17 protein-coding genes are annotated in these 21,866 nt (G+C 41.1%); 12 read left to right on the forward strand and 5 right to left on the reverse strand.

The window, feature by feature from the left end; all coding sequences use genetic code 11:
* The first annotated feature begins 5 nt into the window (after positions 1 to 5).
* The 6 genes from ABD000_RS09325 (at position 6) to ABD000_RS09350 (ending at position 7,938) form a co-directional block, all read left to right on the forward strand.
* Positions 6 to 1,079, forward strand: coding sequence for a ligase-associated DNA damage response exonuclease (locus tag ABD000_RS09325; RefSeq protein ID WP_343766430.1), 1,074 nt, complete (start codon positions 6 to 8; stop codon positions 1,077 to 1,079).
* Positions 1,080 to 1,121: 42 nt separating this feature from the next.
* A complete protein-coding gene (locus ABD000_RS09330) occupies positions 1,122 to 2,750 on the forward strand; it encodes an ATP-dependent DNA ligase (RefSeq protein WP_343766433.1) in 1,629 nt (542 codons plus the stop codon).
* Positions 2,751 to 2,801: 51 nt separating this feature from the next.
* Positions 2,802 to 5,264, forward strand: coding sequence for a ligase-associated DNA damage response DEXH box helicase (locus ABD000_RS09335; protein WP_343766436.1), 2,463 nt, complete (start codon positions 2,802 to 2,804; stop codon positions 5,262 to 5,264).
* Positions 5,265 to 5,345: 81 nt separating this feature from the next.
* Positions 5,346 to 5,984, forward strand: coding sequence for a ligase-associated DNA damage response endonuclease PdeM (gene pdeM, locus ABD000_RS09340; RefSeq protein WP_343766439.1), 639 nt, complete (start codon positions 5,346 to 5,348; stop codon positions 5,982 to 5,984).
* Positions 5,981 to 7,144 (forward strand): aminotransferase class V-fold PLP-dependent enzyme, encoded by a 1,164-nt coding sequence (locus tag ABD000_RS09345; protein ID WP_343766442.1) that lies wholly within the window; start codon positions 5,981 to 5,983, stop codon positions 7,142 to 7,144. The genes pdeM and ABD000_RS09345 overlap by 4 nt, the downstream gene beginning before the upstream one ends.
* The gene (locus ABD000_RS09350; RefSeq protein ID WP_343766444.1) at positions 7,141 to 7,938 is read left to right on the forward strand and encodes a tryptophan-rich sensory protein; all 798 of its coding nucleotides are present in this window, start codon (positions 7,141 to 7,143) and stop codon (positions 7,936 to 7,938) included. Before ABD000_RS09345 ends, ABD000_RS09350 begins: the two co-directional genes overlap by 4 nt.
* A gap of 108 nt (positions 7,939 to 8,046) precedes the next feature.
* Here ABD000_RS09350 and ABD000_RS09355 read toward each other — a convergent pair whose 3' ends face one another.
* Positions 8,047 to 9,408, reverse strand: a complete 1,362-nt coding sequence (locus ABD000_RS09355) for a dihydrolipoyl dehydrogenase family protein (protein ID WP_343766447.1) — start codon at positions 9,406 to 9,408, stop codon at positions 8,047 to 8,049.
* 111 nt (positions 9,409 to 9,519) lie between these two features.
* Here ABD000_RS09355 and mfd point away from each other — a divergent pair, with 111 nt between their 5' ends.
* Complete coding sequence (mfd, locus tag ABD000_RS09360) at positions 9,520 to 12,918, forward strand: transcription-repair coupling factor (protein WP_343766450.1); 3,399 nt, start codon at positions 9,520 to 9,522, stop codon at positions 12,916 to 12,918.
* Between the two features lie 86 nt (positions 12,919 to 13,004).
* Here the strand turns inward: mfd and ABD000_RS09365 are convergent, their stop codons facing one another.
* Positions 13,005 to 13,364, reverse strand: coding sequence for a YraN family protein (locus tag ABD000_RS09365; RefSeq protein WP_343766454.1), 360 nt, complete (start codon positions 13,362 to 13,364; stop codon positions 13,005 to 13,007).
* Positions 13,365 to 13,366: 2 nt separating this feature from the next.
* Positions 13,367 to 14,269 (reverse strand): S66 peptidase family protein, encoded by a 903-nt coding sequence (locus ABD000_RS09370; protein WP_343766457.1) that lies wholly within the window; start codon positions 14,267 to 14,269, stop codon positions 13,367 to 13,369.
* Between the two features lie 92 nt (positions 14,270 to 14,361).
* Here ABD000_RS09370 and metG point away from each other — a divergent pair, with 92 nt between their 5' ends.
* Positions 14,362 to 16,449 (forward strand): methionine--tRNA ligase, encoded by a 2,088-nt coding sequence (metG, locus tag ABD000_RS09375; protein WP_343767305.1) that lies wholly within the window; start codon positions 14,362 to 14,364, stop codon positions 16,447 to 16,449.
* A gap of 198 nt (positions 16,450 to 16,647) precedes the next feature.
* Here the strand turns inward: metG and rsmI are convergent, their stop codons facing one another.
* The gene (gene rsmI, locus ABD000_RS09380) at positions 16,648 to 17,316 is read right to left on the reverse strand and encodes a 16S rRNA (cytidine(1402)-2'-O)-methyltransferase (RefSeq protein ID WP_343767308.1); all 669 of its coding nucleotides are present in this window, start codon (positions 17,314 to 17,316) and stop codon (positions 16,648 to 16,650) included.
* The gene (locus ABD000_RS09385) at positions 17,313 to 18,158 is read right to left on the reverse strand and encodes a hypothetical protein (protein ID WP_343766459.1); all 846 of its coding nucleotides are present in this window, start codon (positions 18,156 to 18,158) and stop codon (positions 17,313 to 17,315) included. Before ABD000_RS09385 ends, rsmI begins: the two co-directional genes overlap by 4 nt.
* Positions 18,159 to 18,345: 187 nt before the next feature.
* Between ABD000_RS09385 and ABD000_RS09390 the strand changes: the two genes are divergently transcribed.
* The 4 genes from ABD000_RS09390 to ABD000_RS09405 all read left to right on the forward strand — a co-directional run bounded on the left by ABD000_RS09390 (position 18,346) and on the right by ABD000_RS09405 (position 21,718).
* A complete protein-coding gene (locus ABD000_RS09390; RefSeq protein ID WP_343766461.1) occupies positions 18,346 to 18,984 on the forward strand; it encodes a thymidine kinase in 639 nt (212 codons plus the stop codon).
* 2 nt (positions 18,985 to 18,986) lie between these two features.
* On the forward strand, positions 18,987 to 20,084 hold the full coding sequence (gene alr, locus ABD000_RS09395) for an alanine racemase (protein ID WP_343766463.1): 1,098 nt from the start codon (positions 18,987 to 18,989) through the stop codon (positions 20,082 to 20,084).
* Positions 20,085 to 20,164: 80 nt separating this feature from the next.
* Complete coding sequence (mscL, locus tag ABD000_RS09400) at positions 20,165 to 20,575, forward strand: large-conductance mechanosensitive channel protein MscL (protein WP_343766466.1); 411 nt, start codon at positions 20,165 to 20,167, stop codon at positions 20,573 to 20,575.
* 147 nt (positions 20,576 to 20,722) lie between these two features.
* Positions 20,723 to 21,718 carry an aspartate-semialdehyde dehydrogenase gene (locus tag ABD000_RS09405; RefSeq protein WP_343766468.1) on the forward strand — a complete coding sequence of 332 codons (996 nt, stop codon included), beginning with the start codon at positions 20,723 to 20,725 and terminating at the stop codon, positions 21,716 to 21,718.
* Positions 21,719 to 21,866: the final 148 nt, after the last annotated feature.

Below are 21,866 nucleotides of genomic sequence, written 5' to 3' on the forward strand. Positions count from 1 at the left end.
ATACTATGCGCAAAAGAAAATCCCCCCTCTTAGAGTTTACAGATAAAGGTATCTACTGTTCAGCAGCAGGTGTGTATTTAGATCCCTGGCGTCCAGTTGATAAAGCCATCATTTCACATGGTCATGCAGATCACAGCCGGTGGGGACATAAAAATTACATCACCTATACTGATAATGCACCCATTGTTAAACATAGGTTGGGCGATATCAATGTCACAGGGAAGAAATATAACGAAACCTTCAGCATAAATAACGTAAAGTTTAGCTTTCATCCCGCTGGCCATATTATTGGGAGCGCCCAAATTAGAGTAGAGCATCAAGGAGAGGTGTGGGTTTTTACAGGCGATTATAAAACCGAAGATGATGGTATTGCAACACCATACGAACCTATTCGATGCGATACGTTTATTACGGAATGTACCTTTGGCCTACCCGCATTTAAATGGACTCCTCAACGAGAGGTTTTTCATGACATTAATACATGGTGGGCAGAAAATAAAGCTGAAGGAAAGACATCTATAATTTTTGGTTATTCCTTGGGCAAGGCGCAACGATTACTTCGTTATCTCGACACCTCAATTGGAAAGATTTATACCCATGGCGCCATTGAAAATATGACCGAAGTGATTCGCGAAATCACCCATATGCCTCAGACTACCAGAATCACCAAAGAAACGACCAAAGAAGAAATACGAGGGAACATAGTAGTCGCTCCGCCCAGTGCGCACGGTTCTACCTGGATTAGAAAAATGGTGCCTTATGTCACCGCATCTGCCAGCGGGTGGATGACCTTTAGAGGAGCACGTCGCAGGCGTGCGATTGATAAAGGTTTTGTTCTTTCAGATCATTGTGATTGGCAAGGACTTTTACAAAGTATAAAAGCCACCGGAGCTGAAAAAATCATTTGTACCCATGGTTATACAGATATTTTTTCACGCTACTTGCGGGAACAAGGCTACGATGCGCGTACAGAACAAACCCAATACGAAGGCGAACTGGGAGAATTAGATTCCTCTCCCCTTACCCTCTCCAAAGGAGAGGGAGAAGAGCATATGAACAGTAATAACGCTGATAAATAAATATAAAAGGTCCTTCCCCTAGGGAAGGATCTAGGATGGGAGATGAAAAATTTCGCGACACTCATAAAAGCCTTAGATAGCACCAACAAAACTAACGCAAAGGTCGCTGCGCTAACGCAATATTTTAATTTGGCTAGCGATCAGGATAAACTTTGGACGATTGCCATTTTATCACACCGTAGACCGCCAAGACCGGTAAACACAACCTTGCTGCGCGAATGGGCTTCAGAACTGGCAAATATTCCGTTATGGCTATTTGAAGAGTCCTATCACATTGTTGGCGATTTAGCCGAAACCATCGCACTCATCATTCCGCCTGCCGATTCATCTTCTGAAAAGAGTCTTACCCAGTATCTCGAAGAAATGATCATCCTCAAGAAAAAATCAGACGAGGATAAAAAAGAATACCTTTTTGAAAATTGGGAGCAACTCAACTACTATGAACGTTTCGTTTTCACAAAATTAATCACAGGTAGTTTTAGGATTGGTGTAAGTCAAAAACTAATGACCAGAGCGCTTTCAAAAGCCACCGATATTGACGAGGATATTCTGGCCTATAAACTTATGGGAGACTGGAAACCTCAAGAAACCAGCTTTCAGCAGTTGATCATAGAGGAGCGTGAAGAAGATTATCTCTCTAAACCTTATCCCTTTTACCTGGCGTATGCCATTGAAAATGAACCCGGCGATTTGGGCGATGTAAAGGAGTGGAGTTTTGAACATAAATGGGACGGAATTCGATCACAGGTCATCATTCGCGATCATCAAATCTTTGTGTGGAGTCGCGGAGAAGAATTGGTGACAGATAAGTATCCAGAGTTTTCCGCTTTCGCGGAAGCCATTCCAGATGGAACAGTGATCGATGGTGAAATTTTACCTTTCCCTGAAGGTGAAATAGGAACCTTTAACGATCTTCAAACTCGAATAGGACGTAAAACTGTTTCTAAGGCGTTACTCAAAAATACCCCGGTGATTCTAAAAGCGTATGACCTGTTGGAGTGGCAAGGTAAGGACTTACGTGAAACAGCATTTGTAGAGCGTAGAAGATTACTAGAAAGTTTGTACGATAAATTGAAGGAAGAAGAAATTCCCCTGCACTTATCTCAAACAGTTGAGGTTTCCTCTTGGGAAGAAGCTGCCGAAGAACGCAATAGGGCACGCGAAATGAGAAGTGAAGGACTTATGATCAAGCGTAAGAATTCGCCCTATTTAGTAGGTAGAAAAAAGGGCGACTGGTGGAAGTGGAAAGTAGATCCATTAACCATTGACGCTGTGCTCACGTATGCTATGCGGGGACACGGGAGACGCTCTAATCTCTTTACAGATTACACCTTTGGACTTTGGAGTGATGATGGATCAGAGCTGGTGACTTTTGCCAAAGCCTATTCTGGTTTAACCGATGCCGAATTTAGAAAAGTAGATGCCTGGATCAAGAAAAATACAACAGATAGATTTGGACCAGTGCGCCAAGTAACACCTCACCATGTATTTGAAATAGCCTTTGAAGGGATTGCCCTTTCAAAAAGACATAAAAGTGGGATTGCTACCAGGTTTCCCAGAATCTTACGCTGGCGGCAAGACAAAAAAATAGAAGAGGCAAATACGTTAGAAGATCTCAAGGCACTCATTCCGAATCCTTCCAAAGAGATGAAAGAATCTGCAGAATCATAATGCTATTCCGAATCCTTGAAAAGATAAAGGAATGACAGGTAAGTTCCCCTCATGAACAGAAAAGAACTTTATACTATAGCCATTGATTGGTTTGCAAAACAGGGCTGGAAGCCTTTTCCATTTCAAAAGAAAACCTGGAAGGCTTTTTTGGAAGGAAAACACGGCTTATTAAACGCTCCTACAGGTAGCGGAAAAACCTATGCGCTGTGGTTCCCTATTGTGCTAAACTATATCAAATCAAATCCCGAATATAAAACCAATAAGAAAAAAGGATTAAAAGCCATTTGGATTACTCCGCTTAGGGCATTGTCGCAGGAAATTAAACAAGCTGCAGAACGTGTGGCGAACGATTTGGACACTCAACTCACAGTAGGCATTAGATCTGGGGATACTCCTCAAAAAGAACGTGCTGCTCAAAAAAGAAATCCACCCGATTTATTGATTACTACACCAGAAAGTCTTCAGCTTTTTCTTGCCTCAAAAGACTATCAAAAATTATTTAAGGATTGTTCTGCAATTGTTATTGACGAGTGGCATGAACTATTTGGCACAAAACGCGGTGTGCAGATGGAACTAGCGCTTTCTCGTTTAAAAACCGTTGCACCTAAATTGAAAATTTGGGGAATATCAGCCACCATAGGGAATTTAGATCAAGCCCGCGAAGTTTTGTTAGGGCCAGATTCTAAGGCTTTTCAAAATTCTGTCTTAGTAAAAGCCAACATTAAAAAAAATATCAAAGTTGCAAGCATCATTCCAGATAAAATGGAGACCTTTCCGTGGCGTGGACATTTGGGTATTCATCTTTTAGATGAGGTAATTCCCATCATTCGCAACAGCAAAACCACCTTGTTATTTACCAATACACGAAGCCAGTGCGAAATCTGGTTTCAACGTATTCTAGAACGATATCCAGAGTTTGCCGGGGAGTTTGCCATGCACCACAGTAGCATTAACAAAGAGACCCGTTTATGGGTTGAACAGGCGATCAGAGCAGAAACGCTAAAAGCGGTAGTATGCACATCCAGTCTTGATTTAGGCGTTGACTTCGCACCAGTAGAAACGATTATTCAAATTGGCGGACCTAAAGGTGTTGCCCGATTTTTACAACGTGCAGGACGTAGTGGGCATCGACCTGGAGCAGTAAGTGTGATCTATTTTTTACCTACTCACGCGATTGAATTAGTAGAAGCTTCCGCATTGCAACAAGCGGTTAAAAAGCAGGCGGTAGAAGATCGCATTCCCTATCTAAATAGTTTTGACGTTTTGATTCAATACCTTACCTCTTTAGCGGTTTCGGGTGGATTTTATCCAGAAGAAATTTTTCCGGAAGTTAAACAAACCTTTTGTTTTCAAAGCATAACTCAAGATCAATGGAGTTGGATGCTTCAATTTATTACTGTAGGCAGCCAGTCCTTACAAAATTATGATGAATATAAAAAAGTAGAAGTAGCAGAGGACGGAAGGTTTTTTATTCAAAGCCGCGCCGTTGCCATGCGGCACCGACTACAAATAGGAACTATCGTTGGAGATGCTGTTCTTAGTGTAAGGTATCAAAAAGGGGGATATATTGGATCCATTGAAGAATATTTCGTTTCTAAACTTACTCGAGGGGATGTATTCACATTCGCTGGAAAAAACCTGGAGTTTATCAGAATTAAAGATATGCAGGTGCATGTTAAGAATTCGACTAAAAAAACAAATCGGGTCCCCTCATGGTCTGGTGGACGCATGACGCTTTCAGCCCAAATGAGCGAATTATTGAGGGCAGAATTATATCAGGCTTCGGCAGGGAATCTTTATTCCAGAGAGCTCAAATCACTGAAGCATATTTTTAAGCAACAACAGGTAGAAAGTATCATTCCCAGTAATCAAGAATTGCTGATTGAAACATTTGAGACACGTGAAGGTCATCACATGGTAATTTATCCCTTTGAAGGCCGCTTTGTGCATGAAGCCATGGGAAGTTTATTGGCATATCGCATTAGCCTTTTATCACCAATTACGTTTAGCCTGGCATTCAATGATTATGGCTTTGAATTACTTTCTGATCATGCGGTAGATATTCAACAAGTACTGGACAATGAATTATTTAGTCCTGATCATTTGCTAGATGACCTGCAAAAGAGCTTAAATGCTACCGAAATGGCCCGAAGAAAATTCAGAGATATTGCCGTCATTAGCGGGATGGTTTTTACAGGATATCCACATAAAATGATCAAAATGAAACATCTGCAAAGCAATTCACAACTGCTCTTTGATGTATTTAGGGATTATGAAGCTGATAATATTTTATTTCAGCAGGCCTTTAGGGAAACCTTTGAACATCAATTAGAAGAAGGCCGATTACGAATCGCATTAGAACGAATCGAAGCTCAACAAATTGTTTGGAAACACTGTGAAAAAGCAACCCCATTTTCTTTTCCAATTATTACAGATCGACTGCGCGAAAAACTTTCAAGTGAAAAATTAGAGGATCGTATTAGACGCATGACGGCTAAGCTTATGAGGCGATAAATATCACCTTAAAGATTATTGGGAGTTATCGCTGATATGTTATCGTTTAACTCTCGTGTTTTATAACTTTGCGTCGCTTTTATGATCCAATACATTTCCATTCACAAACAAACCTTTGTACTTCACCCCACCGGAGCAATCTTCTGGAAAGAGCGCAGCATGCTGCTTATTGCAGATGTTCATCTGGGTAAAGTAGCTCATTTTAGAAAGCACGGTAGCGCGGTTCCGCCAAAGGCAATTCTCAAAAATTTTGATCAATTAGATCGTGTGGTTGATGCGTTTACACCTGCTACGATTTGTTTTCTAGGCGATCTGTTTCACTCTGCGATCAATAGTGAATGGCATTTATTTTCTAATTGGGTGGCCAGGCAAACAGCAAAGCTTATACTCATTGCTGGGAATCATGATATTATCTCCCCCTTGAGGTATGAAGCCATTGGATTTGTAGTAGGATCAGAACTTGCACTAGACGGATTTTTACTTACGCACCACCCTGAAGAGCGCGAAGGATTCTTTAATTTTTGTGGTCATATTCATCCTGGTATACGCTTGGTAGGTGGCGGGCGCCAACAACTTAAACTCCCCTGTTTTTTTAAGTCAGCCCATCAACTTATTTTTCCAGCATTTGGAGAGTTCACTGGGTTGTACCTACTCAATCCCGAAGATGCCGAAGAAGTCTATGCTATTACCAAAAAAGAGGTTATTTTAGTGCCAGTATGAGCATAACTTCTTCTCAAAAACATCTTTTTGATCTCCCCGAAGAGATCACCTATCTCAATGGAGCATACATGTCACCTCAGCTTAGCGCTGTTTCTGAAATCGGGATCGCATCGATCAAAAGAAAAGTTCAGCCACATCTCATTAAGGACACTGATTTCTTTACGCAGCGCAAACAACTAAAGAACATCTTTGCAAAGCTGATTAATGCACCAGATCCCGAAAATTGTGCGATTATCCCTTCGGTTTCCTACGGGATTGCCAATGCAGCCAATAATTGTCCTATCCAGGCCGGAGATGAGATTCTTTTGATTGATGAGCAGTTTCCCAGCAATGTGTACATCTGGCAAGAACTGGCAAAAAAGAATGATGCTAAAATAAGAATAATCGCACCTCCCAGCGAGTTCACCGATCGGGGGCAAAAATGGAATCTTAGTATTCTTAACGCGATTAATCCTGAGACTGCCGTCATTGCCATGGGTCATATTCACTGGGCAGATGGAACCTTATTTGACCTCAAGCTAATCAGAGCTAAAGCTAGTCAAGTACATGCAAAACTCATCATTGATGGTACTCAAAGTGTGGGTGCATTGCCTTTTGATGTGGCAGAGCTTCAACCAGATGCATTAATATGTGGCGGCTACAAATGGCTCATGGGCCCCTATTCTCTGGGGATGGCCTATTATGCCGATACCTTTAATGAAGGAACACCCATTGAACATAATTGGATGAGCCGTTACAATAGTGAAGATTTCGCAGGCCTAACGCTTTATGAGGAGCGCTACCAGCCTAAAGCGGCGAAATATTCGGTAGGAGAATCCAGTAATTTTATTCTCGTTCCTATGCTTATCACAGCCATTGATCAACTATTACACTGGAAGCCGGCTCATATCCAGCAGTATTGCCAAAGTATTTCTGCGGAAGCGATTCAAGAGTTAAGAGAATTAGGTTGTTATATTGAAGATGATCAACATACGGCGTATCATTTGTTTGGGGTTTATTTGCCCGAAACTATCCCCATGGAACAACTCAAAAAGGAGCTGCTAGCCGAAGGTGTTTACGTGTCCTACCGCGGCAAAGCCATTCGCGTCTCACCACATGTATATAATGATGCCCATGACCTGGAAAAATTGATAAGAGTCTTCAAAAAAATCGATTTATGATAAAACGATTGGCAGTTCTAAATACCATCTCTGTAGTGCTTGTGATTGCAGTGAATTACGTTTCGCAGGCGCTGCGACTTAATAACACCACCATAGGGGAGTTAAGTGATCAATATGACAATCTTTTCACCCCTGCAAGCTATGCATTTGCTATCTGGGGCTTGATTTTTTTGAGTTTATTGGCGTACTCCATCTTTCAGCTTAAAAGAGCTTTTGGAGATTCAACCCCAACTGATGTCATTGTACAGACTGAGTATTGGTTTATGCTGGCAAATCTATTGAATTGCGCCTGGGTATTTGCCTTTGTGTATGAATATACCGGATTATCTGTTTTGATCATGTTGGGAATCTTAGTTTGCTTAATTCAAGTAATCATTAAGACCAACATGGAACGTTGGGATGCGCCTATTTCTATTATTGCATTTGTATGGTGGCCCATTTGTTTGTATTCAGGATGGATTGCTGTGGCTACTATCGCAAATGTTTCTGCATACTTGACAAAAATAGGATGGGATGGATTTGGGCTTAGCGATGAAACCTGGACACTTATTATGATTAGTGTTGCTACGCTGGTTAACGGCTTTATGATCATCACCCGAAACATGCGTGAATTTGCAATGGTCGGTTTGTGGGCATTAGTTGCTATTTATGTGAGGCATAAAGCCGATCAGGAATTCATTGCATATACGGCGCTAGGTGGTGCTGTAGTCTTATTTATCGCAACCGGGATTCATGGATATGTAAATAGACATACGAATCCTTTTTTAAAAATAAAGGAGCGAGTTAATAGATGAAAGAGAGTTGCTATTAGTTAAAAGATCGTTTTCGACTCCGCTCAAACTGACAGACCGCTCACACCGTTATCTGATAAGATCCAATTGCTAAAGACGGAGAAAAATTAATTAGAACATCGCCTGTAGGTCACTTGCCCAACTAGGATAGGTGTAAACGCTTTTTTGAAACTGTGCTACCGTCATTTTGTGTTGAATCGCTAACGCTAATAAATTGATGGATTCACCTGCTTCTGGCGAGAGTAGTTGAGCGCCAACAATTATTCCTTCCTGATCTGCTAAGGTTTTATAGCAGTAATAATTTGTATTTACCCGCTTGGCATTATACCAATTAGGTACGTGCCCTTTTTTAATGTTAACTTTTATATTCTGTTTTTTCGCTTCTTCTTCGCTTAAGCCAACTGTAGCGAGTTGAGGTTGGGTAAAAACCACTGTTGGTATTACCGGGCATTTTTCTTCTCGCATGGTTGAGTTCAAAATATTATCGGCCACGATATTCCCTTCGATACCAGATAGTGGAGTAAGTGGCAAATTTCCCGATGCTGCCACGTCTCCACAGGCAAACACCCTATTATTCGTAGGGCTTTGCAAGTATTTATTTACGGTCACTCCTTTCTTCGAAACGTCTACATTCCCATTTTCCAAATCCAATTGATCAATTGAAGGCACTCTACCTGAGGCATTAATAACCATCCTGGCTTTAACTTCTTCTCGCTTCCCTTCTTTTTTATAGTATACCCGAATATTTTTCTGTAAGGACTCTGCTTCTACCACCTCGGCATTAAAAATAAATGTGATTCCTATTTCCTGAGATGCCTCTTGTAATTTTTTCGTTAGATCTTCATCAAAAAGTTGCAGGATCCTGTCATTTCGCTCAATCACGGTCACCTCTACCCCGCAGTACGCTGCCATATGAGCAAATTCCATGGCCACATAGCCTCCACCAATAAAAATCATAGACTCGGGTAAGGATTCTAATTCTAAAAAGTCTTTACTTGTTTGAAAGAACTGCTCGCCGGGAATATGTAACGTCCTTGGAGTCATACCAGTGGCAATTACTATACGGTCTGCTGTGATGGTTTTTCCTTCAACGCTTAATGTATTTTCATCTAAAAATCTTGGGGATTGATGATACAATGTGATGTTTTGTTGAGATAGGTTTTTTTCGGTAGATGCCGGCACTGCATCAGTAAAACTACGTTTAAATTCTTGTAGATGTTCCCACTGAATTTTAGCCTCTGTGGTAATTTGCTTTTGAGCTAGATCTCTGCTTTTGGCGATTAATTGACTCGCATTTGCCAACACTTTCTTAGGGTCGCATCCCCTATTAGCGCATGTTCCACCGTAAGGTTGATGATCGGCCATGGCAACCCGCTTCCCTTGCGCAGCAGCCTTATGGGCAACGGTCTTACCGGCCGTTCCACTTCCAATCACGAATACATCAAAGTGTTCTTTGGTAATTTTTTTCGTCATGCCGAAAATTAGGCATTGCGATGGGCTTTGGCTGTTATTAAAATGGTAAATCTTGCATGGGACAAGCCCTGGTTTTTAAAAGCCGTTATATTTGCAAAAAACATTGCTTTTTTGAGTAAGAAAATCATTGCCGAAGCCTATTCACAGTCTTTGCCCCTGCAAAAACTAGGGGACGCTATTGCCCAGTCACAAAAAAATACCTGTATAACCGGCCTTATTGGTTCCTCCTATTCTTTTGTGCTATCTGCCTTATTTGAAAGGACCGATCAACCTTTTTTATGCATCTTTAATGATAAAGAAGAGGCCGCATATCATCTCAATGATTTAGAACAATTGCTAGGTGAAGATCGCGTGCTCTTTTATCCGGGCAGTTACAGGCGCCCGTACCAAATTGAACTTACAGATAATGCGAATGTTCTATTACGGGCAGAAGTGCTTAACCGCATTAACAGCCGTAAAAAACCTGCTTTAATTGTAACTTACCCCAATGCGCTATTTGAAAAAGTAGTTACCCGCAAAGAACTAGAAAAAAACACCTTGAAAATCTCAATTAGAGATCAAATTTCGCTGGATTTTGTCAATGAAATGCTGTTTGAATACGAATTTAAACGCGTGGATTTTGTTACAGAGCCTGGTGATTTTTCTGTTCGAGGGGGGATCATTGATGTATTCTCTTTTAGCCATGATGAACCCTATCGCATAGAGTTTTTTGGAGACGAAGTGGACAGCATTAGAACCTTTGATATAGAAACCCAGCTTTCTACGGATAAAGTGAAAAAAATCACGGTAATTCCTAATGTGGAGAATAAAACCCTTCAGGAAACACGAGAAAGTTTTTTGAAATACATTTCGGCGAAGACCGTCATCTTTATTAAAAATCAATCCTTACTGTTTCAACAGTTGGATAAAAATTTATCCCTTGCCAAAGAGGCTTTTGATAAATTAACCTCAGAAATTACCCGCCAGCAACCTGAAGAATTGTTTTGTTCGTCAAGAATAATAGAAACACAATTACAGGATTTTACGCGTATTCAAAACCTCACGGGACACGATCAAAAAAAGGCTGATGCAGGTGAAGTCATTTCCTTTAATACGACTCCTCAACCAAGTTTTAATAAGCAGTTCAACTTGCTTATTGAAAATTTAAATGAAAATTACGATCAGGGAATGTCTAATTACATTTTTTGTGTGAGTGAGCAGCAGGCTAAACGTTTTCACGATATTTTTGATGACGCTACGCTGGATGTAAAACAGTATCAAACGATTCAGTTTTCAGCCTACCAAGGATTTATTGATCATGACTTGAACATGGCGTGCTATACCGATCATCAGATTTTTGAGCGCTACCATAAATTCAGCATAAAAAATGGCTACGCCAAAAAAGAAGCCATTACTTTAAAAGAGCTAACCAATCTAGAGGTTGGTGATTATGTCACACATATTGATCACGGTATTGGAAAATTTGGCGGACTTCAAAAAATCGATGTAAACGGAAAAAAACAGGAGGCAATCAAACTTGCTTATGGAGAACGTGACATCTTGTATGTGAGTATTCACTCCTTACATAAAATTAGCAAATACAATGGTAAGGATGGTACAGCTCCAAAAATCTACAAATTAGGTAGCGCCGCTTGGAAAGCGCTCAAGAAAAAAACAAAGAAAAAAGTTAAAGAGATTGCCTTTAACCTTATCAAACTTTACGCAAAACGCCGATTACAAAAAGGATTTCAATACGATCTAGATAGTTATTTGCAGCACGAATTAGAGGCGTCATTCATTTATGAAGACACTCCGGATCAAAGCACTGCTACAGAGGAGGTGAAAAAAGATATGGAAAGCGAACGCCCCATGGATAGATTGGTGTGTGGCGATGTTGGTTTTGGTAAAACAGAGGTAGCCATTCGCGCTGCATTTAAAGCAGTTGATAACGGCAAACAGGTAGCGGTTTTAGTACCCACCACAGTCTTAGCCTACCAACATTTTAGAACGTTTACTGAACGCTTAAAAGATTTTCCCGTCACCGTAAATTACCTCAACCGATTTAGAACGGCTAAACAGCGTAGGGAAACGCTGGCTGACCTGGAGGCGGGAAAAGTAGATATCATTATAGGCACCCATCAATTGGTTAATAAAGCAGTAAAATTTAAGGACTTAGGACTCCTAATTATTGATGAGGAACAAAAGTTTGGTGTAGCGGTGAAGGACAAGCTTAAGACCATTAAAGAAAATGTGGATACCCTCACACTTACGGCTACTCCTATACCCCGTACCTTACAATTTAGTCTAATGGCAGCACGAGACTTGTCGGTAATTACGACTCCGCCGCCCAACCGCTATCCGGTAGAAACTAGTGTAATACAATTTAACGAAGACACAATCAGAGACGCCGTATCTTATGAAATACAGCGCGGAGGTCAAGTGTTTTTTGTGCATAACCGTATTGAAAATATCAAAGAAGTTGCAGGGATGATCCAACGCCTAGTTCCAGATGCTAAAGTGGGCATAGGGCATGGCCAAATGGAAGGGAAAAAATTGGAAGAACTTATGCTAGCCTTTATGAATGGTGAATTTGATGTGCTAGTTTCTACAACCATTATTGAAAGTGGATTAGACGTGCCTAATGCGAATACCATTTTTATCAATAATGCTAATAACTTTGGATTGTCTGACGTACATCAAATGAGAGGTCGCGTAGGCCGAAGCAACAAAAAAGCCTTTTGTTATTTGATCACTCCGCCGTACTCTGCCATGACAGATGATGCCCGAAAACGCATCCAGGCGATTGAACAGTTTTCTGCATTAGGCAGCGGACTCAATATTGCGATGAAGGATTTAGAGATTCGCGGAGCAGGAGATATTTTAGGAGGCGAACAAAGTGGGTTTATCAATGAAATTGGCTTTGACACCTATCAAAAAATTCTCAATGAAGCCATCGAAGAATTAAAGGATAATGAATTTAAAGAGTTGTACGAAGAAGTAGAGGGCAAACAGGAAAAGGTCTTTTTAAAAGATACCCAGCTGGATGCCGACTTTGAATTGCTGTTTCCAGATGAGTACATCAATAGCATTTCAGAACGCCTCAACTTATATAGTGAGCTAAGTAAAATTTCTAAAGAAGACGATTTAAATGCCTTTGAGGCACGCTTAGTTGATCGATTTGGAGAACTGCCAAAAGAAGCGGTTGATTTGTTAAATAGCGTACGTGTTAAGTGGATCGCGACCAGTATAGGCATTGAAAAGATCGTCTTGAAAAACAACAAGATGATTGGCTTTTTTATTGCCGACCAGCAAAGTGCCTTTTATCAAAGTACTGCCTTTAATCGCGTGTTGCAATTTGTACAAACACATCGCCATCATGTTACGCTCAAAGAGAAAAAAACCAGAAACGGATTACGCCTCTTGCTTACCTTTGAAAAAGTAACCTCAGTAGACCGGGCATTAGAGATGCTGCAGCCGTTGGTGCTCTCTCCCGACCTATCCCAAGAGGAGAGGAGTATACATTCTTCATAATTATAGTAGTAGTTTGTCATTCCTGCGCATGCAGGAATCTTTTGATCTCCGAGAAGTTTATTAGATATTCCCGCTTTCACGGAAATTTAGAAATGATAAAACGCATTTTCTAGGTGCTCAATGCGGGTGCCGAGTTTATTTTTTACAATCGCCACAATATCAAAGCGCACCTCAACATCCAGGTCATTTTCCTGTACATAATTGTCCATGGCACTTACCAACAACTGAATTTGCTTTTGCTTCACAAAATCTTGTGGATTACCAAAGTCTGAGGTACTTCGGGTTTTTACTTCAACCGCAGCTAGGATTTCTCCTTTTTGAGCAATGATATCCACTTCGGCTTTACGAAACCTGTAGTTCGTTTCCTTGATCATAAAACCATGTTTGACTAAATGATCAATCGCCATTTTCTCACCTGCTTTACCCAATTCATTGTGCTGTGCCATCTCTAAATGTATTTCAAGGTGGTTACATTTACTTCTACCGTTAAGCTTGCTTCTGCTCCAAACATAAGCGTACGATTATCGGTAATGTGCCCTGCGGGAAAGTTAACACATACCGGATAATCAAAGTCCTTGACGGTATCTAGAATAATTTCTTCGGCAGATTTTCCAAAGGCGATCGTATTATCATGCATACCGGTCATCCCACCAATGATCAATCCGGCGAGATTGTCAAGCATTCCGTTGCGTTTTAGGTTTTGCATCATACGATCGATGTGGTAGAGGTACTCATCCAAATCTTCCAGAAATAAAATTTTTCCTGAGGTATTTATAGCGGAAGCACTCCCGCAGAGCGAGAATAAAACCGATAAATTTCCACCGATAAGTTCGCCGGTTGCCGTCCCTTTTCGGTTGAGTTCATCGGAAGGATAGATTACTGAAAGAGCATTCAAGTTACCAAACAACGCATTTTTGATGGAGTCTCTACAGGCTTCGGTTTTTTGATCTACGTCTAAACACATCTGCCCATGCAGCGAAGCGATTCCCAGATTGTGAAGCGTACTGTGCAGCGCCGTCACATCGCTGTATCCTAAAATCCATTTAGGTTTTTCCGCGAAAGCAGACAAGGTTAGTTTATCCAACATCCGCACAGTGCCATATCCGCCCCGCGCGCACCAAATGGCTTTTATGGAGGGGTCATCCAACATATGTTGAAGATCTTCGGCTCTCCATGCACCACTTCCTGCAAACTGATGATCTTCGGCATCAATTGACTTGCCTAATACTGGTACTAGATCCCACGACTTGAGCAACGCAATAGCGGGAGCCAGTTCATTCGTAGAAATCTTTCGGGCGGTAGCCACGATAGCGACTTTATCGCCTCTTTTAAGCACAGCAGGAATTTTCATGGATAAGGTAGAATTTCCTCACTAAAGTAAGCTTTTTTGAAGTTCGAATTCAATTCAAATTCATTTACCTTTGCCCTTTGACAACCATTTTTATGACTCCACAACGCTATACCATTACCGCTGCTCTGCCTTATACCAACGGACCTATTCATATTGGCCACTTAGCCGGGGTATATGTTCCTTCAGATATTTATGCGCGTTATTTGCGCTTAACCGGCAAGGATGTGGCGTTTATCTGTGGAAGCGATGAGCACGGTGCTGCCATCCCTATGAAAGCGAAAAAGGAGGGGAAGAGCCCACAGGAAATCATCGATACCTATCATGCGATTATAAAACAGTCGTTCGATGATTTTGGGATTACGTTTGACAATTATTCCAGAACATCTGCCAAAATTCACCACGAAACAGCAGGTGATTTTTTTAAGAAGCTGCATACTGAAGGGAAATTTATTGAAGAAGTTACCGAGCAATTGTATGATCCCGAAGCAGATCAATTCTTGGCCGATCGATTCGTTACCGGGACTTGTCCTAAATGCGGACATGAAGAAGCTTATGGCGACCAGTGTGAAAACTGTGGCACCAGCCTCAACGCAACTGATCTTATCAATCCTACATCTACAATCAGCGGAGCAACACCAACGCTGAAAGAAACCAAGCACTGGTTTTTACCGCTTGATCACTACGAAGACTTTTTAAAAGAGTGGATTTTAAAAGGGCATAAAAAAGATTGGAAGCCTAACGTCTATGGCCAGTGTAAATCCTGGATTGATGATGGATTACGCCCCAGAGCAGTCACCCGCGATTTGGATTGGGGTATCCCCGTTCCGGTAGAAGGTGGTGAAGGAAAAGTGCTTTACGTATGGTTTGATGCTCCCATTGGTTACATTTCTTCTACCAAAGAATGGGCGGAGCGCGAAGGGAAAGATTGGGAACCCTATTGGAAGGATAAAGACACCAAGCTAGTCCATTTTATCGGTAAGGATAACATTGTTTTTCACTGCATCATTTTCCCCAGTATTTTAAAGGCTGAAGGGAGCTACATCTTACCCGATAATGTTCCCGCAAATGAATTTTTAAATCTGGAAGGCCAAAAACTTTCTACCAGCAAAAACTGGGCGGTTTGGCTGCATGAATATTTACAGGATTTTCCTGAAAAGCAGGATGTGTTGCGTTATGTGTTGACCGCTAATGCGCCAGAAAGTAAAGACAATGATTTTACCTGGAAAGACTTTCAAGCCCGTAATAACAACGAGTTAGTAGCCGTTTTTGGGAATTTTATCAATCGGGTAGTAGTCCTAACCAATAAGTATTACGATGGTATTGTACCCCAACCGGGAGCCTTGAGCAATGTTGACGAAGAGGTACTTGCCGAAGTTCAAAAATATCCTGAAAATATAGGATTTTCCATTGAGCGATACCGCTTTAGAGAAGCCAGCCAGGAGCTGATGAATCTTGCCCGATTAGGAAATAAATATTTGGCCGATGAAGAACCCTGGAAAGTCATTAAGCTGGACGAGGATCGCGTGAAAACCATCATGTATGTCTCACTACAAATTGCAGCGGCGTTGGCGGTTTTATCAGAACCTTTTTTACCCTTTACGTCGTCTAAGTTAAAAAGCATGCTTAATCTTAGCGACGAACCTTCAGCACGTCTGCGCACCAGTTTAGTCAAATTAGATTGGCAGGATATTTCGCAAGATAAACCTTTGTTGAAGTCGGGTTACCAAATTGAAAAAGCTTCCCTATTATTTAACAAGATAGAAGACGACCAAATAGAAGCCCAACTAGCAAAACTTGAAGCTACAAAACAATTAAATATGGCTGAAGCAAAAACCCTCACGCCTCAAAAAGAGATCAGCACCTTTGAAGATTTCACCAAACTGGACATGAGAGTAGGTAAAATTGTGTCTGCTGAAAAGATGGCAAAAACCAAAAAGCTGTTAGTGCTTCAAGTAGATACCGGACTGGACACTAGAACTATCGTTTCGGGAATAGCAGAACATTTCTCTGCTGAAGAGGTGGTAGGTAAAAAAGTCACGGTGCTGGTTAATTTGGCTCCGCGTAAATTACGTGGCGTAGAAAGTGAAGGCATGATCCTTATGACCGAAGATGCTACAGGTAAACTCGTCTTTCTTAATCCAGATGAAGATGGTGTTGAACCCGGAGCAGTGGTGAGTTAGAGTTCTGTGGTTCTATTATTAATTCTTTAGAATAAAGCTTATTTATTGTCCCCCTGAGCGCAGTCGAAGGGTGCATGTAGATGAACCGACAACCTCATCAGCCTCTCTATTTAACATTCTTTAAAATGAAAGTCGAAGAACTGTTCATCACTGAAAACAATTTTTAGCTTGAATTGTTCACCGCCATAAACAAATTGACTATCTGCCAGCCACCACAATCACAAACTCACCTTTTGGGGCAGTGGCAGTAAAATGTTGTAAAACCTCTTTCGCAGTTCCCCGGATGGTTTCTTCATAAAGTTTAGTGAGTTCTCTGGATACCGAAATGCCTCGGTCTTCTCCAAAATACTGCTGAAAATCCCCCAGCGTTTTTACCAGTTTATGTGGAGATTCATAAAACACCATGGTTCTGTATTCTTCGGCTAAAAAAGTTAACCGGGTTTGGCGTCCTTTTTTGACCGGCAAAAAACCTTCAAACACAAATTTATCACAAGGCAATCCGCTATTTACCAAGGCAGGAACAAAAGCCGTGGCTCCGGGTAAGGTCTCTAAGCTTATATCATTGGCAAGCGCTTCGCGTACTAATAAAAACCCAGGATCGCTAATACCCGGGGTTCCGGCATCGCTAATCACGGCGATACGTTGACCTGCCTTTAACTTTTCTAAAATACGGTCTACCATCTTGTGCTCATTATGCATATGGAAACTCTGCATAGGTGTTTGCACCTCCAAGTGTTTTAACAGTTTACCGCTGGTGCGGGTATCTTCAGCGAGAATAAGATCGGCTTCTTTAAGAACACGAATGGCTCTAAGGGTAATATCTTCTAAGTTACCAATGGGCGTTGGGACAAGATAGAGCATGCTTATTGATCAAACTTACGGTCGACGATTTCTATAAGGCGCTCTTCATAAGACTCCTTACCCTCCCAATGATTGTATTGAGGTTTGATGATAACCTTAATAAGGTTGTGCGCTTCTTTTTGATCGGTATAGCTATCGATTAAATTCATCGTTTTTTTATACTCTTCTTCTTTACCATCAAACAAATGAGTGATAAATGCTAACCGATCGTTTAGACCAATATCCAATCCATGTTTAAACGTATCGTTAACTGATTTAGCTTGCTCATCTACAGGTTCAAAGACGGGCATGTTGTCATAATCTACCCCTACATTTGCCGCAAAGTCTCTTTTTTCAAAAGTTTCTTGAGGTAAGATCTCATCCAGCATATCGTCTACTTGCTGACCTTCTGGTGGCATTTGAGCCACAATATCCTTAATTTTTTCAGTATTAGGTTCGATTAAACCTTCTTGATTGAATAAGGTACCATCTTTAAAGTGTGGGTCCTCATCTTCAGTTACATCATCTTGGTCAGTATCTGCTTCGTGCGTTTGATCTCCTTCTATGTTATCTTCAACCTTTACTTCATCTTTTGACTCTGCTTCGGGTTCTTGATCAGCATTGATTGGATCTTCAATGTCAATGGCGATAAAATCTTCCTCTTCGGTTTCCATTAATGCTTCTTCAACCTGCTTCTGTCCTATAGTAGGTTTTGCTCCTTCAAAATGATCTTCGGCGAAAGCCAGCACCGCTAATTTTTCATACACTAACCTTGCTTCTTCCTTGAGTTCATGCACATTACTGCGATCTCTCATCTTAAGGATCTTATGAGCGATACTCATTAATTCTGCTTCTAAGGACTTTTTCATTCGTGTTTTTATTGTTTTATGAGGTCAGATGTTACTTGCCAATAATCATTTCAACGTGGATCAAGATTTATTGACACTCATTTCATATAACCTATCTAAACCGGACTTAGATGATTTTTTTGGTTAACTTTATGCGCTGATAAAGCGAAATTCGTCGTTCTTATCTATTTCAGCTGAAAATTACGAAATGTTTCTCGAAAATACCGTAAATCACGAAGAGCAATTTGGATGGATTGAAGTCATCTGCGGCAGTATGTTTTCTGGTAAGACCGAAGAACTCATTCGCAGATTGAAGCGTGCCCAGTTTGCCAAACAAAAGGTAGAAATCTTTAAGCCCGCCATTGACGTGCGATACGATGAAGAAATGGTGGTTTCTCACGACAGCAACGAAATTAGAAGCACGCCTGTTCCCGCCGCGGCTAATATTAGAATTTTAGCCGATGGCTGTGATGTGATTGGTATTGATGAGGCCCAATTTTTTGATGATGAGATTGTCACGGTTTGTAATGATTTAGCTAATCAAGGGATTAGGGTAATTGTCGCAGGATTAGACATGGATTTTAAAGGAAATCCTTTTGGACCTATGCCAAACCTTATGGCCACTGCAGAGTATGTGACTAAGGTTCACGCGGTATGTGTAAAAACGGGCAATCTTGCGCAATACAGTCATCGAAAAACGGCCAATAATGACCTTGTGGTTTTAGGCGAAACCGATGAATATGAACCTTTGAGCAGAGCGGCATTCTACAAAGCTATGCTCTCTGAAAAAGTCCGAAAAATGGATGTCAATCAAGCAGAAGAGGTCTCTAAAACCTCAAAAAAGTAAGCATGCACGTAACTGTTCTCACCATAGATCTGCGTGCACTGGAGCATAATTTTCATTATTTAAAGAGCAAACTTAAGTCTAACGGTAAAATTATGGCGGTGGTTAAGGCCTTTGGCTATGGCAGCGATGCGTTAGAGATTGCTAAAAAACTCCAAGAGCTTGCTATTGATTATTTTGCGGTGGCTTATGTAGATGAAGGAATTTCCCTACGCAAAGCAGGTATTGAAACCCCTATCTTAGTCTTACATCCTCAACCTCAAAACTTTTCTGCCTGTATTGAGCATTGTTTAGAACCGGGCTTATATAGCAAGCGAGTGTTTAAAGCATTTTTAAAAATTGCTGATGAGCAGCAATTAGAACACTATCCGGTACACGTCAAATTCAATAGCGGACTTAACCGCTTAGGCTTTAATGAAAAAGATATTTCATGGCTTGCCAATCATCTCAATCAAAGTAACTCCATTATCGCTAAAAGTCTTTTTTCGCATCTGGCGGCAAGTGAAGATGAAAAGGAGCGCGATTTTACGCTGGGACAAATTAATGCGTTTAAAAAACTTTCTACTTCACTTAGCAAAAAGCTAAGTCATTTGCCTTGGTTACATCAAAGTAATACTTCTGCAATTTTAAATTTCCCTGAAGCTCACTTTGATATCGTACGCACCGGGATTGGACTGTATGGCTACGGAAACGCTGCAAAATATGATGAAGAGTTACGCCCTATTGCTTCTTTAACATCAGTTATTTCTCAAATTCACGAAATTGCAGCCGGCGAAAGTGTTGGGTATAACCGTGCCTTTATTGCCGAACAAAACGTGCGCTCTGCGACCATCCCCATAGGTCATGCTGATGGAATCACCCGTATCTATGGGAATAAAAAAGCTTCTGTCACCATTAACGGCCAAAAGGCTCCCATTTTAGGAAACGTGTGTATGGACATGCTCATGGTTGACGTCACAGCTATTGACTGTAACGAAGGCGATGAGGTCGTCATCTTTGATCAAAAAAATAAAGCTTCAAGCTTTGCAGAAAGCGCTGGAACGATTTCTTACGAACTATTGACGGACATAGGTCATCGTGTTACGCGTGTTTTTAAGCGATAAATTGTGTTTATTATCTGATTACCAAAAGCATTTTACAATTTTTTATTACTTTAGATTCACTAACTATAAATTACTAACCAATGCTTAAAGAATTTAAAGAGTTTGCCATGAAAGGCAATCTGGTTGACATTGCCGTAGGTTTTGTCATGGGTGCCGCCTTTAATAAAGTGGTGTCATCATTTACCGGTGGGATTGTATCCCCATTAATCGGTTTAGTTTTTAATGCTGACTTTAAAGATTTAAAATATGTTTTGGAAGAAGGAACAGTAAATGACGCAGGTGAAACTGTAGGCGAAGTTGCCATCATGTACGGAGAATTTTTAACCAATGTGATTGACTTTATTATCGTAGCATTTGTTATGTTTATGATTGTAAAAGGAGTCAACAGCATGAAGAAAAAAGAAGAACCAAAAGAGGAAGCTCCGGCAGGACCAACTCAAGAAGAGCTCTTAATGCAAATTAGAGATGAGTTACAAAAGCAGAATAAATAGGTAGTTCGCGAACCGCTACACTACACATTTGATGTTTAACTAAACCCCGAACTATCGTGAGATGGCTTCGGGGTCTTTTTTTGATTATTTTATACTTCTTTCAAGGTTTCAGTATTTACCTTTGCCGCCTATTTAAATCAGATTAAAATGAAAGTAGCTGTTGTAGGTGCTACCGGTATGGTAGGCCAGGTCATGTTAAGCATTCTTGAAGAACGCAATTTTCCTATTTCAGAATTAATCCCTGTAGCTTCAGAAAAGTCTGTGGGAAAGACCGTAACCTATAAACAGAAGGAATATACGATCGTATCCCTTCAAGATGCTGTAGCCGCTCAGCCCGATTTAGCGTTATTTTCTGCCGGCGGAAACACTTCATTAGAATGGGCTCCCAAGTTCGCTGAACAAGGTACCATCGTGATTGATAATTCATCTGCCTGGCGTATGGACCCTGATAAAAAGTTGGTAGTTCCAGAAATTAATGCAGCACAACTCACGCCTGAAGATCGCATCATTGCCAATCCCAACTGCTCTACCATCCAAATGGTCATGGCACTTAAACCGTTGCATGATGCGTACAGCATCAAACGCATCGTGGTTTCCACCTATCAATCCATTACAGGTACCGGCGTCAAAGCCGTGCGACAATTAGAAGCCGAATTAAACGGCACCAAAGCCGAAATGGCCTATCCCTACCCCATTCACCGCAACGCCTTGCCTCACTGCGATGTCTTTGAGGAGAATGGCTATACTAAAGAGGAATTAAAATTGGTGCGTGAAACCCAAAAAATTCTGGATGATCGCAGCATAGCCGTAACGGCAACCGCGATTAGAATCCCCGTGGTCGGCGGACATAGTGAATCCGTCAACGTAGCGTTTGAAAAGGATTTTGACCTAAGTGAGGTCAAACGATTACTCCATGAGTTTCCAGGTGTCACGTTACAAGACAATCCCGAAATGAACACCTATCCTATGCCCATTTATGCTGAAGGAAAGGACGATGTATTTGTCGGCAGAATACGACGTGATCACTCCCAAGCCAATACCTTAAATATGTGGATTGTCTCAGACAACCTGCGCAAAGGTGCTGCGACAAATGCTGTTCAAATCGCCGAGTATTTGATCGAGAAGATGGTGGTGCGGAGTTGATCTACTTTATACCTTTCAACTAAAAAGAGATTCACAAATAATTTAAATTGGAATTAGTCTTAATTCTTGATTCTAACAGCTTGCCACGCCTATTAAGGTGGGCGCAGCGGTCTAATTTCATAGCGTAGAACAACTAGAGTAGATTAAC

It is taken from the genome of Gangjinia marincola (genome assembly GCF_039523415.1).
Classification (GTDB): domain Bacteria; phylum Bacteroidota; class Bacteroidia; order Flavobacteriales; family Flavobacteriaceae; genus Gangjinia; species Gangjinia marincola.